This window comes from Pedobacter frigidisoli, assembly GCF_004331675.1.
Classification (GTDB): Bacteria; Bacteroidota; Bacteroidia; order Sphingobacteriales; family Sphingobacteriaceae; genus Pedobacter; species Pedobacter frigidisoli.
The window spans coordinates 18,025-35,357 of record NZ_SJSN01000020.1; the positions used below are offsets into that span (position 1 = coordinate 18,025).

Sequence of the window (17,333 nt, forward strand, 5' to 3'; positions counted from 1 at the left end):
CCTATTAAAAATTAGCATTTAATGATAGAGACATTGTTCTCGCAAAAGGATAATCTAATCCTCGCTCCGTTTTAACGGCACCTATCCTAGCGATATCGTTTAAATTCATGTTCAGACTAAGATTTGTGAGCTTTAATTTTTTGATGAAGCTTGACTTTCCAAAATCATATCCCATGTTTATAGAAGAAAATATCAATTCACTGTTATTTTGAACAAATCTTGAAGTAGGTCTCGTTACGGTTAAATCAGCGATATTTTTATATAGGCTCTGATCGCCTGGAACTTTCCATCTATCTTCTAGTACCCGAACATCTACGTTATTATTCAAGTTTGCATTTTCGACACGATTAACCAGCGTAGTGTTGTACACTTGGCCTCCAAGGCGATAACTAAATGCGAAATTCATAGTAAGTCCGTGATATCCAAAATTAGCACCAAAGGAACCATTGTATTTTGCGGTGGCATCACCCACTACAACTTGATCAGCAGCATTCCAAAGAAAGGTTTTTGAACCATCTTTTTTAACAAAGATTTCCTTACCAGTAGCAGGATCAATTCCAAGTGACGGAACTGCCCATATTGCAGATAACGATTGGCCTTCTGCAAAACGTGTTACTGGCCTACTAGTAGGTCGCCCTTCGGCAGCAGGACTTGTTCCATTAAGAATGGCATCTTGTTGTTTGTTGATTTGTTGAAGTGCTTCTGATACCTTTCTAACTTTGTTCGTATTCTGAGCAACATTTGCAAACACTGAGATGTAAGTCTGGCTTTTAGCTTTTGTATAAAGTCGTGCGTTAACATTGATTTGATATCCCTGATTTCTAGTTTCACCAACGTTAGCACGATAGCTCGCAAATCCTGCTGAAGGAGCAACAGTCTGATCAGAAATCAAGTCCTTTGTATCGTTCATATAAAAATCCAAAACAAAAGACACTCGTTTAAATAAACTTCCACTAAGTCCGATATTTTTATCTTCCACTTGTTGCCATTTTAAATCAGGATTAGCTAATGAAAGTAGTTTTAAACCAATTTCACCATTGTAAGACTGATTGGTAACGTAGGTATAGGTCGCTAAATTCTGATATGAGCTAAAGTTTTGTGTACCAGTTGTTCCTATTGTTCCTTTTAATTTAAGCTGATCGACAAACGTTACTGATTTCATGAATGGCTCACGATAGATATTCCAGCCCAAACCTGCTGACCAGAAACTACCCCAGCGTTTGTTAGCACCAAATTGAGAACTTGCATTTGCTCTGTATGAGAAGTCTGCAAGATATTTGTTATCATAAGAATAGTTGACCGCCGAGGTGATACCTATGTTTCTTGAAGTACTTTCTGTACCGCTAGCTTTGCTTCCTGGCAAGTACTGATTTCCGAAAGAAATGTCGTCCAACTTATCGTTAGGAAAACCTACAGCACTCATTCCATTGCTACTGTTTTTGTTTTGCTGCACGCTATAAAAAACGTTCGAAAACACCTGGCTTTTACCTGCAGTAAATGAGTATGCAGCTCCAAAATCAGAGCTTACACTACTGCTCTTACCGTTCATCACATCATATTGCCCACGGTTAAGGTAGTTTGGAGACGTGATAGACACACCCATATATTCTACCGCAGTTGCTGGCAAAAACCTATCTGAGTTATTATTTTGCATGGTCACTCCAACTCTGCCAGTAAACCTAAGGTTTTTCATAGCCTCGTATTCAGCGTAAAAATTCTCCGTGATGTTAGTATACTGCGACTGATCCTTAGTGTTTATCGTTGAGTTAAACATCGGATTATAAACGGTCGCACCAAAAGAGTTATACGATGGGATTATCGCTCCGCGCTCATCATAAATTTTCCAGTATGGATTCATCTGGGCATACGCCGAGAAGTTTCCATAAGGTGAATTCTTAGACTTACTTTGGTCTATTGTTAAGTTATTATTAAATGAAAAATTATTCTTTCTGTATTGTAAACTAACCGAACCAGAAATATTATCACGATCAGAACCTCTCATCACGCCAGTTATACCATTGTAATTAATACCTGCAGAATAGCGAATTGCATCATTACCTCCATCTATATAGATGTTATGCTTTTGTCCAACACCATTCTGTAACGGTTGCGATAACCAATAGGTATCAACACCACTTAGCGCTTGTTTCAATGTTGCGCTATACTGTTGAGTAAGTCCAAACTGAAGCTCTGGATATAGAGAAGTGTACTTTCCGGAAAGTAATTCTACCTGAATTTTTTCTAATGAATTGGTAAGGTGATAACTTGAAAGATCAGGGGCAGTAACGTTGATGCTAGAAGAATAAGAAATCCTAAGATTTCCAGCAACAGGTTTGATGGTTTCTACTACAACTACACCATTTCCAGCTTTCGAACCATAAATAGCTTTTGCTGTAGCATCCTTCAGTATGGTAATACTGGCTACCATATTCATTGGCAAATCATAAATGCGTTGAATTGTGGCCTCAAAACCGTCTAAGATAAATAATGGTAAATTTGGCGCATTTGGGTATGTTGCATTCAAAGTTAAATCTGGCACACTTGTAGCACCACGAACAATAACCTCAGGAATTCTGTTGGGATCAGATCCCGCTGATGAATTATCCACAATTCGAAAAGAAGGATCTAGGATGGCTAGACTTTGAAGTACGTTGATATTACCAACTCTCTTGAGCTCTTGTCCACTAAAAGTAGCCGCAGAACCTGTAAAAGTCTCAGCTTTTCTCGTAAATAGACCGTTTACAACTACATCTTTCATAGCTTGTACACTTTCCTTTAAGCTTACAGAAATACTTCCGGGACCGGTAATGGTTATTTCTTTAGGTTCAAAACCGATATAGCTAAATCTAAGCACACCACCTTTTTCCACTTGTATAGTAAAAACCCCTTTGGCGTCGGCGGCTGTTTTCGCAATTTTGGAAGATACGTTTGCATTTTGAATTGGCCCTCCTGTAGCCCCATCAGTTACTTTACCAGTGATGGTATAAATAGTGTCGGCCGCTACATGAGCTACTTCTTTTTCCTCCTCGTTTTTTACTGGGCTTTTTTTGGGAAGTTTAGTGATTACAATTCTCTTGCCTTCTTGTTTAAAGGTTAGTCCAGAGCCTGAAAGCAGTTGTGTTAATAGATCGCTAACCGTCAACTTGGTGCTCGCACTATTTTGAATCCTGATCGAAGCAACATCGTCATTCCTATAAAGAAATGTAAAAGCTGTTTGTTGTTCGATCTTTCTAAAAACACTGGTTAATGTTTCTCCATTAAGTGCGATAATTACCTCAACACGGTTAATCTCTTGGCCTTTTACTGAAGAGGCAAGTAGAACTCCGGTAGACAGTACGGTAAGAAAACTCCATAGTAAACTTATTCGCATAATTAATTTTATTTTTTGGTATTTTGGTACAGTTGGGGCAATATTTTCCCTGCATTTTGCATCTATTGCAAAAAAAGTCATAAGTTTGGTTGGTTTAGTGATAATACTTTACAGAGTTGAATAACGAACCAGCAGATATCTCTGGATATCTGACAGGCGCAGCAATAGGTTTCATACGTCCAATATGTTATCTGTTGCTGTTTCCTTTTTTATGGCGGCCTGCGATCGTTTGTTGCTAATAGGACTTCGGTTTTTTTCATGATTTGTTTGGTCTTATGGTGTACTGATTGTTTTTTTGGTCGTAAGTAAATTCTGCTCCGTTAAACTCACAAAGGGTTTGCATAAATTCGTTTAGATTTTCATCGGCAGTAAGTGATATTGTAGAATGCTTGCGTTTAAGGTCGTCGCCTAAAATTGTAATTTTCACGTTGAAGCGATTTTCTAGATGTTCACAAATGGCTGAAAACTCTAGATTATTGAGCAGGATATCCTGTTTAGTCCACGACATTTCTTGCACTGCATTTACATTAGCAAAAGTAGATTGACTAGTACGAAGCGATATGGTAACTTTTTTATTTGGCAGTAAATCTCCTATGGAACCCTCTTCTCCAGCTACATTTACCTTTCCTCTAATTACCCTTACAATAACTTCACTAGATCCTGGCTCTGCAACGATATCAAATGCTGTTCCCAGCACCGTTGTTTTGATTTTTCCGGAGTGCACCACGAAAGACTGATTGGATAAGTGACGAACATCGAAGAATGCACCTCCAGTAAGATAAACTTCTCTAGCTTTTAATCCTTTGAAACTTTTTGCAAAACTTATTTTACTTCCTTTTTTAAGAATAACCATACTGCCATCGGGTAATTGTACTAGGCTATTCGCCTTATCAACAACAGCAAGTGTTTGCAAGGATGGCTTGATTGATTCTGGGCTTATTCCCGGAAAAAATAACAGTTTTGTCATAAAAACTATCAATATACAGGCAGCTGCGACGGAGGTAATTTGCCATAATCTCCGTTTTCGGGTAACCGACTTAGATCTTATTTTCTGCCACATCTCATCTTCTACTACTTGATAGCGACTTTCAGAAAATGGAACGGAGGTCACTTTCAGTTGTTCGTTATACCAACCTTCAACTATGGATCGTTCTTTAGTAGTACAGGTTCCGTCAAGGTATCGATCCAGGAGCTGGCTCGAGAGTTTTATTTTTTCCATAAGGTGCTGGTGGTCCTCAAAATCGCAAGGAAATAAGGACCCTTTATTATAAGTCGTAATAAAGAGGCACTGGTAGTAGAAAAAAAATAAAAAAATTTATTTAATTGGAATTTTGGAGTGCATTTCCATCAGAAGTGCTGTAACTAACACGGGATTTATAGTGTTTCGAATGATTTTAAGCGCATTTCCGATTTGTTTTTTCACCGTTTTATCAGAAATCCCGAGTTCGCGCGCAATTTCAGCATGAGAAAGATGTTGGTTTCTACTCATTTCAAAAATTTTCCTCATTTTTTCGGGCAGCACTGCTACGGCCTTTTCGATTTGGATGATAAATTCCTTTTCAAGCAACTTGCCATCGGTGGCTACGGTAGAAGCTTCAGAATAATCGTACAAAGATAATAGATAGTTGTCCTTCGTATGGCCGTGCCTAATTTTATCAAGAACTCGGTATCTAACAGCTGAATATAGATATACCGAAAGTGAAAACTGTATTTCAATGGATGCGCCTTTATTGAAAAGCGATATAAATACCTCTTGGATAACATCTTTTGCATCATCCTCATCTTGCAGAATTTTATTGGAGGATATAAATAATAATGGCCAGTATCTTTTGTAAATTTCCTCATAAGCCTTCAAGTCGCCACTTTTGAAAAGGGACAGAAGATCTGTATCAGAAAATGTTTGATAAATGTGCACGTTATTTTTTGGTTACTTACAGGTTGTGGCGATTAGTACAATAATAATGATTAAATAACATTTAGCAAAGATTAGGGTTAATAAGAGTGGAGAATGGCGTTGCTATTCAATAGTACCTGACCAAAAATTAAAAGTGTCTAGCCTTTTTTCCGACCATGTTGTATTACAGCAACAAACAAAAGTGAATATCTGGGGATGGGCAACACCTGGAAACAAAGTTCAGGTAGCCGGAACGTGGGGTGAACAAGTTTCAACGGTGACTGGGAGCGACGGTAAATGGAAAGTAAAAATTTCAACCCCTGTAGCTGGTGGACCTTACAGCGACCTTATTTAACAAAGAAGGATTACCAGCTGCAACGTTCACAACAGAAAACAATAATACCATAACTAAATAACAGGCCCGCTTCCAGTTAAAAATTTTGGGTTACTCAGTTATTCTGAACGGTTTTATCATTGTCAATTCACACTTTATAAAAGGTAATAATCAAAAATAATTTTCTCTTACATCAATATCCAAGACAAGTCAAGTTTCATCCACAGGTGATGTGACGGCTTTGAAATAACAACCAACAATTAATGCTCAGACTGTCCCGGAATTTCTGGAACGCCAGGATCATCAAGAATCTGTACTGCAGTAGCATCGCCGATATTTTTTCTATCCTGCAATTGGACATACCAATACAATTGACCCCTTCTCGCCAATTTATAAATATGTAGATAATCAATTGCTTACAACAAATCTATTGCTGGTGAGACGGGGTCAATCTACTAAGGTTTATCCACCAATTTGCTCAACTCAGTTATGCAAAACTTTCTATAGAATTATTAGCTCTATTAATTAAAGGCATCAATTCAGACAGGTCATTCACTATCATGTCCGGATTTGATGTTTTCAACTGCTCGCCGGTGTGCGCTCCGGTGGTAATACCAATACTCATTCCACAACCCGCATTCTGGCCTTCCATAATATCGATTGTTGAATCACCAACCTTGATTACACTTTTGCTGTCGGTAATGTTGAAGCGCTTCATAGCAAATACAATCATATCTGGATCAGGTCTGTTGCGTGAGACATCTGTTGCAGTTACCAATGCGTCGAATTCAACCCCTTCTCTCCATCCTAATTTATCGATAATTGCACATGCTGTATTTCTATCATAACCCGTATTCAAAACTGTTAAAATTCCTTTTTCCTTAAGCTTAGAAAATAATTCGATCACGTTTGGTTGTGGTAAAATCGCTTCATTTGCATAGGCATTCGTAAGCTCAATAATAAATGCCTCATATATTTTGGAGATCAGCGTCTCATCTTCCTCACCATAAAAATTAGCCAGCAGCGAGCGAATTGCCTGTCTTTTTTCTTTTCCTGCCCCTAGTTCCAATACTTGAGATAGGTTAAGTTCAAATCCCGCATCATTGATTGCATTCAATAGCGTTTTATAGACAAGATTATCTTCATTTACAGTGGTGCCCGCCATGTCGAATACCACCATTGAAATATTTTCCATTTTCATTATCTTCATATTATTGTTCGGTGATTTAATGAATCATCGTCACCAACAATGTTTAGCGTTGCGCCATGGCCTCATTTTTCCATGCACTGATGAAGGGATTTATAAGCACCTTAATCTCCTCTTCCTGCTGGAGCACGTTGAAGAGCTGCTCGTAATCGACCTGCATCAATTCGATCACATGCGGTAGCGTGCAATATTTACCATCCCTGTATTTCTTGAGGTACCAGATAATAGCCGTTAGAAAATTGATTGGACTCTCCACAAAGAAATCTCCCTGCTTTTTGATCCAGTCCCGGTTGAGGCCCATCATGATCGTTCTACTCGCCTCCGTGGCATCGGTGATGTCGGTCATCGCAGCGGGATCCAGAGGATTACAGCGGTGGGTGCGGTTAAGGTCATCAAAATTGATCACATAAAACCTTGGCCTCACCTTATAGCGATCGATATATTTTAGCAAGGAATTATAAGCGATGACTGAGAGGTCATCATACTTAAAATCATAGATAAACATGCTAAATCCTTTCCCCATAAGCTGGTCAATCAGATGTCTAATCACAAAATAGGATTTCCCTGCTCCAGGGGTTCCAGCGACCAGCAATCCGCGGAATAAATTGATGAGATTAATCCAGCTGTCCCGCAGCTCCCCCTTATAACGATATTTGGCGGGTAGGTTTACAGAGTATTCGTTTTCCAGTAATCTTTCTTCTTGGGGAAAGGTTTCATTTTCGGTGTTGAAGATGTCCTTGGCTAGGCTTTGCTTAATTCGCCTGGATATCCATGTGCCAGAGGCGAGAATTAAAAGAAATCCAATGAGGGTCGCCAGGCAGTAAAGACTGACCACCAGGCTAAGCGACATCCTTAAATACAAAAAAAATATAGCGCTGAAATAAAGCAACGTTCCACTAGTCATGTAAACAAGGATCTGTTTGAGAGTAACATTCTCATCTTTCTTCCCCTTTACCCCTAATAGTGAAATCGCCAAAAAAACCAGCGCAAAAATCTTGGCCAGCCACCAGCCATCAAAGACTTCCAGCTTTGCAAGTTGGGCAACTATTTTATCGGTAATCTTCGAATGCCATCCCCATTGCAAGAACAGCTGAAAGAAACGGATATAGATATGCATGGCCAATAGAAAAACGCTGATTATCCTACTCAGATCGAGTATCTTCCTCAGTCCCTGTGTGTCTTCGCCCGTATTCATGTTCTCAATTTAATGTGATAAACCACCATTCCTTAACAGCCCCTTTTTCTTTTTTTTCTTTCTCTTAGGTCCCAGAGCAGCAATCGGTTCCTGCGCGGGTTTGGCAAATAAAAATTGTAATAGACTTTCTCCTTGAGATGTTTGATCATCCTGGCTCATATCTTGGGAAGCACTAAATCTTCCCTTACCTACTTCCGGAGTATGGGCCTGATGCTTATCCATCTCCGGTTCATTTCCTTCGAGGTTTTTGAGAAGCGCTTTTGCACTAAAGGCCTTACCCAGATCACTTCCATTAAAAACGCAGCGGCTGTTGTGGTCGACATAGGTTATTCCATAAATTAGCCCTTGTCCGTTTTGCCTAAATACCACGCTTATCCCTTTTTTCTCCAACGCATTTATAAAGTTTTTTTTACTTGGTGCCTCTTTTTCAAGTGTTTCTAGGATAACCTGTTTTAGCGGCTCCGCATATTGTTTTCTTTTTTCAAGATTCATCAAAAACTTTCCCTCAACCTTATGCAATACCGAATTCCCGGCAAGTGAACTGGCCTTGAAAGGAATACCGATACGTTTGCCATCAGCGTCTAAAATCGAATAGACCATCCCATTTTTCTGGAACATTACAGAATCTTCAGGTCCGCGATCCGCCACGACATTAAAGCTTTTAAGTGCTGCATTGTATTCTGCAAAGGAGGTGAACTTATAACTTCTCAAAACTGCTGTCACGACATTATAAATGGATCGTTTCGTCTCCTTTTGCCCATACAATGCCAGCTCGATATTGACTGGTACAATTTGCTGTTCCCTACCCCGCCCCTCTGCCTTTACCAGTTTGTATTCGATTTCAATCTCCTTTCTTGCTTTCTCGGATAAGGTCTTGCCGATGTTGTGCATATCAATTCGGGTAGCATCAGGATTAACATTGGTCGTCACAATATGAAGGTGCGGGTGGTTTGCATCCTCATGCTTGTAGACCAAAAAGGGCTGTTCCCCAAAACCGATTCTATCCATATAATCGGCAGCTATTTTCTGCATTTGATCAACCTCCACGTTTTCGGAACGATCAAAATTGAGCATGATGTGAACGGCATTGGTCTTTATCCTGCTATTAAGCTTGGTCAGGTGCTCAAATCTGGCCACCTTGTGCCGCAGTTCCAGTTGCTCAATGTCAAGTCCAAATCGGTTGGCAAGAATTGGGGTTGCGGTTCCCAGTGTTACCTTCGACTCATTGTAGTTAATGAGACCTCTGATACTTTTTCCGGTCAATATCCTTGCAACCATCTCATTGACATTTGGGTTACCAGTTCCAGTAACCTGTCTACTTTCCCACCCACATTTTTATATAGATCACTGGTACGCATAAAATAAAATGATCGCTGCGCCTCATTCTCAGAAGTGTGAAAGTGTTTGGTCTGCTGGTTAATGTTTATGCCAATTGACCTTAATTCCTTTCTGATTGAGGCCAGCTCCTCCATCGGTGCATTCATGGTTAAATCTCTGGTGAGCATCAGGATTTTTTCCCTTGAAAGGATATTTCTGGCAACCTCTCCTATGGACTGACAGTTGCTATTCAAATGAATTTTCTCCAGCCGTCTAAATGTTTCCTCATTGACCCTTACAATGATTGGATGGGTCAGGAGTTGCTCTGGATTCTTGGGTTTTTTCGTTGGCATAATCTTGCTTTTTAACTACCTTTAGCATTTTCGAGTTCCGAGAAAAATGCCCGACCTCAAGGGCGCAAGATTCTTTTGTGTATACAAAAGTACATCTTGCAAAACACTCGGGTGGTTAAAGTATTCCTGAAGTTGACTCACATTGTAGGTATTAACGTAGTTCCGGTCTGGGATTTTCCAACCTCTGCAATTGTTTCTCGGGTACCGAAATAGAAGTGATTATTTTTCGAAGATTAGAACGGAGTTGACAGTAGTATATGGTTGATCCTGGTTTGATTTTTTTCTGAGTATTCATAACGAAGGGTTTGAATACAAATTTCATGGAAAGGATAAAAAGTCATTGGTACTCACGAAAGTAACACCGTATTTTTAATTAAAAAAAAAGATTATAAAATAAAGAGCTAACAAAATCAATTTTGATATACTATTCTCGTTTCCTCTCTTTTTAATACACTCTTAAAAAAAAGTGTTATTTTATTAAATTCTCCTTAATGGCTTTATATGCTATCATAATCTTTATCTATTATGCGGACGCCCACTTCAAAGTAATCCTCGTTCCTAATTCAAAGGTTTACCAGGGTTCTAGGTTCGAATCGATACTGCTCTTGCTGTTAACTCTAAACTTTGGCTGCGATCAAATATCAAAAAAAATTGCTCGTATAGAGATCGGCGAATACGAGCATATCAGCATCATCAAAGATCGATTTACCCTATTAAAAATAGAAAATACAGGTGCATTTTTAAGCTTAGGGGATGAGATGCCATATATTTTCAGGCTGATCATATTAACAGGTTTGCCACTTTTATTTTTGGGCTATGGGATATACTATTTATTTGCCAAGAGAAATTTACCGGTTAGTATGCAAATTGCACTCTGCTTTTTAATTGGTGGTGGTTTTGGTAATCTTTATGATCGAATTATTCATGGTTCTGTTACCGATTTTATGCATATGGATTTTTATTTCTTCCAAACTGGCGTTTTTAATTTTGCCGATATCTCGATCATGATTGGGGTGGGAATTCTTTTAATTCAATCGTTGAGCAGTAAAATAACAAAGGATGAGATTGAAGTGAAAGAGGAATAGCTTAATATATCTATTTTTGCCTATTGATTAAAAATGATAACAGCTATTGTAATATTCTGCCGGATTTATATATTTGTTGACCATGCCAAACAAATTTCTCGCTCTCTTATTTGCTGCTTTTTTCGTTGCTAACGTTAAGGTAGTTAAAGCTAGTATTATCGAAATTGATAGTAATATTATTATTTTATCTGCAACTAATACCGTTAGTTTCAATAAGGATAAACAGACTGGAAAAGTTATTATAAACGAACGAAGCCAGGTTAAGTACAAAAATAATCAAGCTACCATTTTACCGATTACCGAATTTTACGATGATCATTCAAAAATCGTATCAATATCTTGTAAGCTAAATAATAAAACAGTTAAAGATTTTGAGCCAACTGATACATATTATAGCAATAAAGGTATTTTTCATTCCGATCAACGCATAAAATATTATCCACTACAAGTTCCTGCAAATAGTATCATAGAAGTGAATATCGAAAAAAATACCTTCGATCCTATTTACTTTAATACCATTTATTTTAGTGAATCATATCCGGTAACATCCAAAGAAATTATTACGAAGATTCCTAGATGGATGAATGTATTCATGAAAGAAATAAATTTCAAAGGATATCAAATTTCAAAAAGCAACGCCTATAATGAGAAGGAAGAATATGATATTACAACTTATAAATGTTTAAATGTTCCTGCTGTGATGACCGAAGATTACAGCCCGGGCCAAAGTTATATTTATCCTCACTTACTTGCATTGGCAAATGAAGATAATAAAGTAGCCTCTTCAATTTATTTTAAGTCAACACAAGAGCAATATAATTGGTATGTAAACTTAATATCGCAACTAAATAAAGATATAGATCCAGTAATATCAGCGCAAGCCAAAGAGATTGTAAAAGATAAAACAAACGATATTGATAAAATAAAGGCAGTTTATTATTGGGTTCAGGAAAACGTGAGGTATATCGCCTTCGAAGATGGTATAGCAGGTTTTAAACCTGACTCTGCGCCTGAAGTGCTTAGAAAAAAATATGGCGATTGTAAAGGAATGGCCAATTTAACCAAAACCCTACTTAAATCTTTAGGTTATGATGCAAGACTTTGTTGGCTAGGTACAAATCATATTGTTTACGATTATTTAACCCCATCGTTAGCAGTAGATAACCACATGATTTGTGCTGTAATGATCAATAATAAAACTTATTTTTTAGATACTACTGAAACTTTTTTGGGTTTTGGGGAGTATGCCGAAAGAATTCAAGGCAGACAGGTATTGATCGAAAATGGTGATCATTATATGTTATCGAACGTACCAGCTACTACAAATGATATGAATGCTGATGTAGTGAAGAAGAAATTGATTATTCAAGATAAAAACCTTTCGGGCAAAGTCACTCATTCTTGGAAAGGTGAATATAAAGAATACTTATTAAGCAGCCTTTATGCCAATAAAAAAGAAGATTTGGGAAATAATTTCAATCATATTCTAAGTAATAATAACTCGAATTATGAAATTAAAGAGCTAAGTAATTCGCCTTTTAATATGTACGATGCAGATATTACTGCAACTTATAATCTGCTTTTTAAAAATAGCGTAGATGTTTTCGATAAATCTTTTTATTTGAGTTTAGATAACGATAAGGAATATGAAAACTTTGTAATTGATACAGTTACGAGAACACACGATTTATGGTTGCCATTTAAAGTTAACATCATTAAAGAAATTGAATTGACCGTGCCATCTAATTATGTTGTGAGTAGTAAGCCAGAAAATCTTAGCATTAAAAACGAAAACTACTTTTTTGCAATAAGTTACGATGTAGTCGACGATAAAATTATTTATAAAAAAGCCATCAAAATTTTTAACACCAAAATACCTAAGACCGTATTTTCTACTTGGAATGCTGACATCAGGAAACTAACTCAAAATTATTCAGAAACAATCACCTTAAAACCAAAATTATAAGAATGAAAATAAATTTTACGCTACTCTTTATCCTAATTTTTCCAATTATATTATTTGCTCAAAAGCAAGCAACATACAATCAGAAGGCTGAAGAAATAAAGAAAAATGTTTGGGATAAGCAAAATCCAATGTTTGAGGCGAATACTGTGCCTGAGAAGTATAGTAATGAAAGTGCGGTAGTTTTAGCTCGAAGTTTTGATATGCAAAGAACAGCCGGTGGGAAGTTTAAATTTATGATTATTACGGCTGCAAGTATAACCGAAATTAATAAATCAACTACCTGGAGAGAAAAGATTAAAATTAACGATAAAGCCGCACTCGAAAGATATTCTACACTCGAGTACGATAAAATTATTGATAAAACGACATCCTTTTTATTAGTTAATGTTAAAGATAAAAAGGAAGTTTTTGTTGGGGTTAAAATTATTAAACCTAATGGTAAAGAAGTAATCGTAAATACCAGTGAAGAAGTGATTTTAGCCAATAGTAAAAACAAGGATAAATCAGGCAAGTTGGCCATCCCTGATTTGCAGGTTGGTGATATTATCGATTATTACATTAGCACTGTTCAAATTAAGCAAGGAAGCGATGATGAATCAGAAAATAGATATACCTTTCTGTTAGCCGATGAATACCCAATCTTAAGTTACAGTTATAAATTTCAGTATGGGAAAAAAATTAACGTATTTAATATGAGTACTAATGGAGCGCCAGAAGCAGAGGTATCCACTAATGAAGCTAATGACCAGATCTTTATTTATGCTGGTAAAAATGTTCCGAAATATGTAAATGAAATCTGGAGTTCTCCTTATCGCGAATTACCATATTTCTGCATTTCAAGCTATTTCCGAACCAAATACGATCAGATGACGATTCCAGGTGTAAATCCATTATCGAAATTAGATAGGGACAAAAAAATTTCTCGCTTAAATAATTATCTCGAAGATTTTAAGGCAAGCTTTTTTAATCGATTTATACAGAAAAATGATTTCATAAAGGATCATACTGAAGATTATTTTAAAACAAACAAAGCATACAAAAATGCCCCTTTGGATAGCATTTTAAAAGTGCTTTATAATAACTGGAAATATTCTACTTTTTCTTACTACAGTTTAACGGAATTTGATATAAATGAAATGAACTATCGAACCGCCAATTCTAAGCTAAGTACGCAGAAAATGTGTAAAACTTTATGCGATATGGAAATCCCGCATAATATACTTGTCGTTAGCTCCAGATTTTCGAACTCCCTGGATGATGTTTTTGAAGAGAATGATTTTAAAACATTGATCAGAGTAAATGGACCAAAGTCAGTTTATTTATGTTTTGATCGGATTAATTTGGGATTAAATGAAATCCCGGTTGATTTTCAAGGCGAAAAGGCAGTCGTCTTATCACCTCGCAAAAGGGGAGATTATAATTATGTGTTTACCCAATCAACGTCAACAATCCCAGTAACAACTTTTAACGATAATGTATTAGCAGAGCGTTTAAAAGTAGATTTTTCGAAAGATAATATGCAAGTTTTAACCATTAACAGAAATGTAAACGAAATTGGCTTGATGAAACTTTCTGATCAATTGAATCTTTGTTATGTTGAAGATATAGATAAAGAAATTACCTTGGCAACCTTTAACGAAGACTTAAAAAAACGTAGTACCGACAGGAAGTACTACAATGCTGTTCAAGCAGCATTCGATAACGGACGAAAAGATATAAAGAAACATTTTATCTCGGAAATTACCGATCAATATGAGCAAGAGCCGAAGGATTTAATTAACTTCAAAGTAAATAGTAGCGGTATTTTAACTTCCAAATTGGAGCATGAGAGTAGTTTTACAATGGAAAATTTTGTAAAAAAAGCTGGGGGTAATTATATTCTTGAAGTAGGTAAACTTATAGGAAAAGTCTCAAAGGTAGAGGCCGATAAAAAAATCAGGCAAACCAATATTTATATGCCAGCTGCAAGATCATTGAGTTATGATATAAAGGTTAATGTTCCCGCGGGATACAAATTTACCGGAATAGAAGCTTTAAATACTAATATTACAAATACCTCTGGCTCATTTAATGCAACGGCTAAAATAGATGGAGCTGATTTAATTTTAAATGTTAAAAGAATTTATAATGTTGCTTATTTAGATAAAAAAGCTTGGCCAGAAGTGAGCGACCTGATAGATGCAGCAGGAAACTTTTTTGAGCAAAAAGTGTTATTAGAGAAATTAAATTAAACTAAAAAATTAAGAATTTACAAACAAAATGTAATCGTGAAAAGAAATCAACAGCCGTATGGCAAGGTTCTATTAAAGAGGGTAGTGGTAAGTTAACTACGTAGACAAACCACAACCCGTTGATCCCATACCGCCATCAAATAAATTGGAGTTAATTCATTAATTATCTTACGATTATATATTTGGCAGAATGGGGTCAACTGGATTGGATTTTCCAAGTAATATAGCGTAGTTAGTTATCACTCACTATTTCCTATAAGCTTTCTTTTTCCGATATTGCTCCTCAACCTTGTTTCTAATCACTTTCTCGAAATTTACTACGGCTTCGCAATGTTCATACAGAGTCGATTTTCCGCCAATTAACCTTACAGTGATTCACAAGTTGTAAGTGACCTTTGACATATTAAAATATGACTTTGATTTATAGCAAATACACGTCAAGATCGAATGGATCAAATTATATGTTAATTAGATAATATTTATATATCAGAAAGATTGATTTTCTAGGTATCGATCATTGCCTACAAATTTCAGTTCGAAAATTGTCTATGGACCATCCTTTAAGTTTTGAAATAGTTTGCAACTTTCGCCAATTTCTGCAAATCAGAGAAGAAAAATTTCGAGATTTGCTCAGTAACCGCTCCTTACTTTTGTAATATTTTGCAATTCCCAAAACTATGTGTGAACAACCGAAACCATTCTTGTTAAAACTTTAGATAGCCCTAAAGTAAGTGCTAGGAAGTTTATTTTTCCTCAACCAAATTTATCTTATATCTACATGACATGAGAAAAAAAGCCGAAATCCCAGAAATCAGAAACAAAGACTTGCTTGCCGTTATATTGGACCTATCACGAAAGATAGATGACATCCACCGGCTACATTTTTCGGAACAGCAGTTAAAAAATCGGAAAAATCAGAAACAAAGGTTTCTTGCAGAAATCTTGACAAGCCCTGCAAGAAACTCAAACAGGCGTTAGATAGCTGGAATGGCTTTATCCGACCTCACAAATTTTAGCAGTTCCTTTAAATAGGTTTCCGTTTCGGAGAGACTACCATGCCTGTTGGCCGAGCAAATCTCCGCGAGCGTCCATCCTGCACGAAACTTCCTCACGTTAGATAAATGTTTAAAAGAATAGAGTGTATAGTTTTTATCCGTCAACCCAGTTGCCACCAGACATTTCTTAAACCTGTTGTAAGCATAATTTTCCGAACACATTTGGTGAGATAAATGTTCGTGCAGAACCTAGCAGAAAGCATTCCTTGTCGAACTTTTCTATCTGCAATTTCTCCAGTTCTGATCTTAAACTCACATCAATATTTACAGGGATTGATTTTTTATTTTTTGAAACAACACCGGGAATTGTAATTGTATTTTCTTCCAAGTCAATATACTTTAGTTGCAGAAACCTGAGTTCTTTCGGTCTAATACAAGTGTAATAGATCATCCGCACAAACAGCTGGCAATATTTATCATGATTATCGAGCCAATCCATGATAACCTTAAAATCCCGTTCCGTAAAAACCTGATGGGACTGGGTTGGCATTTTTTTTCGCGTCTCGCAGTCGGTTACCGGATTCTGAGGAATATATTTATTAACTTTTAAGTACCTAAAAAAATTATTAAGCCCAATCCTGCAATTATTATAGGTCACCCCTGCCCACTTGTCTTCCCTTTCCTTGAAGTTCAGAAAGTCCGTGATCTCAAAGTCACTGATGGTGCTGACCTTTTTGGCTCCACCATGGTACTTGATAAAGGAGTTGACCGTTGACCGATAGGTACTGATTGACTTTGGCCTGGTCCCCTTTGCCTTGTGGTAGGACTCGAATAGCATCAGTGCCTCGCTAAGATCGATTCCAATGAGTTCCTTTTTGAGCCGTGCGTTGGCATGGTCATCCAATGGGTTCCAGCCACTTTCCAGGGCAATTTTGTATGCCTCGCACAGATTGTTGAAATTCCTGAGCTTTTGCCTTGGATCCTTTATCCTGTTGAGCTTCCTTGTCACCCTGATCCGCTCCATACGCTCTTCGGTTGCATTATGGAAAAAGAACTCAATATACCAACTTTGTTTGGCAACCTCTTTTTCCATCGAGCTCCCTGCGGGAACCTTGTTTATCGCCCTTCCCTTTACCACACGGGGAACAGTATATGGCAGTACCGGAATTTCCATAAAACCAAAACTAGTCCGGCGGAGATTTTTTTCCTGGGACTTACCTTCGGGATACCCAAGGTTTTCCTGACTTTTTATAGAAGATTTTTCACTTTTTCGCCGGGCCGGACGGGACAAATTCTGGGCTCCCGGGGCGTTTAGTGGCAGACTTATGTCAGAGTTATGAGGTAAAAAAACATCTAAATCCTTGATTTTCAAGGATTTAGAGTTAC

Annotated in this window: 13 protein-coding genes; 4 read left to right on the top strand and 9 right to left on the bottom strand. The window is 37.1% G+C overall.

Annotation, left to right across the window (positions count from 1 at the left end; translation table 11 throughout):
- Positions 1-4: 4 nt before the first annotated feature.
- The 3 genes from EZ449_RS19720 to EZ449_RS19730 form a co-directional block, all read right to left on the bottom strand.
- Entirely contained in the window at positions 5-3,451 is a 3,447-nt protein-coding gene (locus EZ449_RS19720; protein WP_131562164.1) for a SusC/RagA family TonB-linked outer membrane protein, read from the bottom strand.
- Positions 3,452-3,626: 175 nt separating this feature from the next.
- The gene (locus EZ449_RS19725) at positions 3,627-4,589 is read right to left on the bottom strand and encodes a FecR family protein (protein WP_131562166.1); all 963 of its coding nucleotides are present in this window, start codon (positions 4,587-4,589) and stop codon (positions 3,627-3,629) included.
- A 96-nt stretch (positions 4,590-4,685) separates the two neighbouring features.
- Positions 4,686-5,285 carry an RNA polymerase sigma-70 factor gene (locus EZ449_RS19730; protein ID WP_131562168.1) on the bottom strand — a complete coding sequence of 200 codons (600 nt, stop codon included), beginning with the start codon at positions 5,283-5,285 and terminating at the stop codon, positions 4,686-4,688.
- Positions 5,286-5,418: 133 nt separating this feature from the next.
- Here EZ449_RS19730 and EZ449_RS19735 point away from each other — a divergent pair, with 133 nt between their 5' ends.
- The gene (locus tag EZ449_RS19735) at positions 5,419-5,619 is read left to right on the top strand and encodes a hypothetical protein (protein WP_131562170.1); all 201 of its coding nucleotides are present in this window, start codon (positions 5,419-5,421) and stop codon (positions 5,617-5,619) included.
- 239 nt (positions 5,620-5,858) lie between these two features.
- Here EZ449_RS19735 and EZ449_RS23350 read toward each other — a convergent pair whose 3' ends face one another.
- The 5 genes from EZ449_RS23350 to EZ449_RS19755 form a co-directional block, all read right to left on the bottom strand.
- Positions 5,859-5,987 carry a hypothetical protein gene (locus EZ449_RS23350; protein ID WP_262711147.1) on the bottom strand — a complete coding sequence of 43 codons (129 nt, stop codon included), beginning with the start codon at positions 5,985-5,987 and terminating at the stop codon, positions 5,859-5,861.
- A gap of 98 nt (positions 5,988-6,085) precedes the next feature.
- Entirely contained in the window at positions 6,086-6,799 is a 714-nt protein-coding gene (locus EZ449_RS19740) for a phosphonatase-like hydrolase (protein WP_225872383.1), read from the bottom strand.
- A gap of 52 nt (positions 6,800-6,851) precedes the next feature.
- Positions 6,852-8,000: a YWFCY domain-containing protein gene (locus EZ449_RS19745; RefSeq protein WP_131562172.1), complete on the bottom strand. Its 1,149-nt coding sequence runs from the start codon at positions 7,998-8,000 to the stop codon at positions 6,852-6,854.
- A 9-nt stretch (positions 8,001-8,009) separates the two neighbouring features.
- A complete protein-coding gene (locus EZ449_RS19750; protein WP_131562174.1) occupies positions 8,010-9,278 on the bottom strand; it encodes a relaxase/mobilization nuclease domain-containing protein in 1,269 nt (422 codons plus the stop codon).
- The gene (locus tag EZ449_RS19755) at positions 9,260-9,670 is read right to left on the bottom strand and encodes a mobilization protein (RefSeq protein WP_131562176.1); all 411 of its coding nucleotides are present in this window, start codon (positions 9,668-9,670) and stop codon (positions 9,260-9,262) included. The genes EZ449_RS19750 and EZ449_RS19755 overlap by 19 nt, the downstream gene beginning before the upstream one ends.
- 491 nt (positions 9,671-10,161) lie before the next feature.
- Here EZ449_RS19755 and lspA point away from each other — a divergent pair, with 491 nt between their 5' ends.
- The 3 genes from lspA to EZ449_RS19770 all read left to right on the top strand — a co-directional run bounded on the left by lspA (position 10,162) and on the right by EZ449_RS19770 (position 14,952).
- Entirely contained in the window at positions 10,162-10,755 is a 594-nt protein-coding gene (gene lspA / locus EZ449_RS19760) for a signal peptidase II (RefSeq protein WP_131562178.1), read from the top strand.
- An 82-nt stretch (positions 10,756-10,837) separates the two neighbouring features.
- Entirely contained in the window at positions 10,838-12,721 is a 1,884-nt protein-coding gene (locus tag EZ449_RS19765) for a transglutaminase-like domain-containing protein (protein WP_131562180.1), read from the top strand.
- A 2-nt stretch (positions 12,722-12,723) separates the two neighbouring features.
- Positions 12,724-14,952 carry a DUF3857 domain-containing protein gene (locus EZ449_RS19770; protein ID WP_131562182.1) on the top strand — a complete coding sequence of 743 codons (2,229 nt, stop codon included), beginning with the start codon at positions 12,724-12,726 and terminating at the stop codon, positions 14,950-14,952.
- A gap of 1,182 nt (positions 14,953-16,134) precedes the next feature.
- Here the strand turns inward: EZ449_RS19770 and EZ449_RS19775 are convergent.
- Complete coding sequence (locus tag EZ449_RS19775) at positions 16,135-17,319, bottom strand: tyrosine-type recombinase/integrase (RefSeq protein WP_131562183.1); 1,185 nt, start codon at positions 17,317-17,319, stop codon at positions 16,135-16,137.
- Between the last annotated feature and the right edge of the window lie 14 nt (positions 17,320-17,333).

What these genes read in the sequence shown, in the direction of transcription:
- EZ449_RS19720 (WP_131562164.1), bottom strand. Translation starts at nt 3,451, where the DNA reads ATGACTTTTTTTGCAATAGATGCAAAATGCAGGGAAAATATTGCCCCA.
- EZ449_RS19725 (WP_131562166.1), bottom strand. Translation starts at nt 4,589, where the DNA reads ATGGAAAAAATAAAACTCTCGAGCCAGCTCCTGGATCGATACCTTGAC.
- EZ449_RS19740 (WP_225872383.1), bottom strand. Translation starts at nt 6,799, where the DNA reads ATGAAAATGGAAAATATTTCAATGGTGGTATTCGACATGGCGGGCACC.
- EZ449_RS19745 (WP_131562172.1), bottom strand. Translation starts at nt 8,000, where the DNA reads ATGAATACGGGCGAAGACACACAGGGACTGAGGAAGATACTCGATCTG.
- EZ449_RS19750 (WP_131562174.1), bottom strand. Translation starts at nt 9,278, where the DNA reads ATGGTTGCAAGGATATTGACCGGAAAAAGTATCAGAGGTCTCATTAAC.
- EZ449_RS19755 (WP_131562176.1), bottom strand. Translation starts at nt 9,670, where the DNA reads ATGCCAACGAAAAAACCCAAGAATCCAGAGCAACTCCTGACCCATCCA.
- lspA (WP_131562178.1), top strand. Translation starts at nt 10,162, where the DNA reads ATGGCTTTATATGCTATCATAATCTTTATCTATTATGCGGACGCCCAC.
- EZ449_RS19765 (WP_131562180.1), top strand. Translation starts at nt 10,838, where the DNA reads ATGCCAAACAAATTTCTCGCTCTCTTATTTGCTGCTTTTTTCGTTGCT.
- EZ449_RS19770 (WP_131562182.1), top strand. Translation starts at nt 12,724, where the DNA reads ATGAAAATAAATTTTACGCTACTCTTTATCCTAATTTTTCCAATTATA.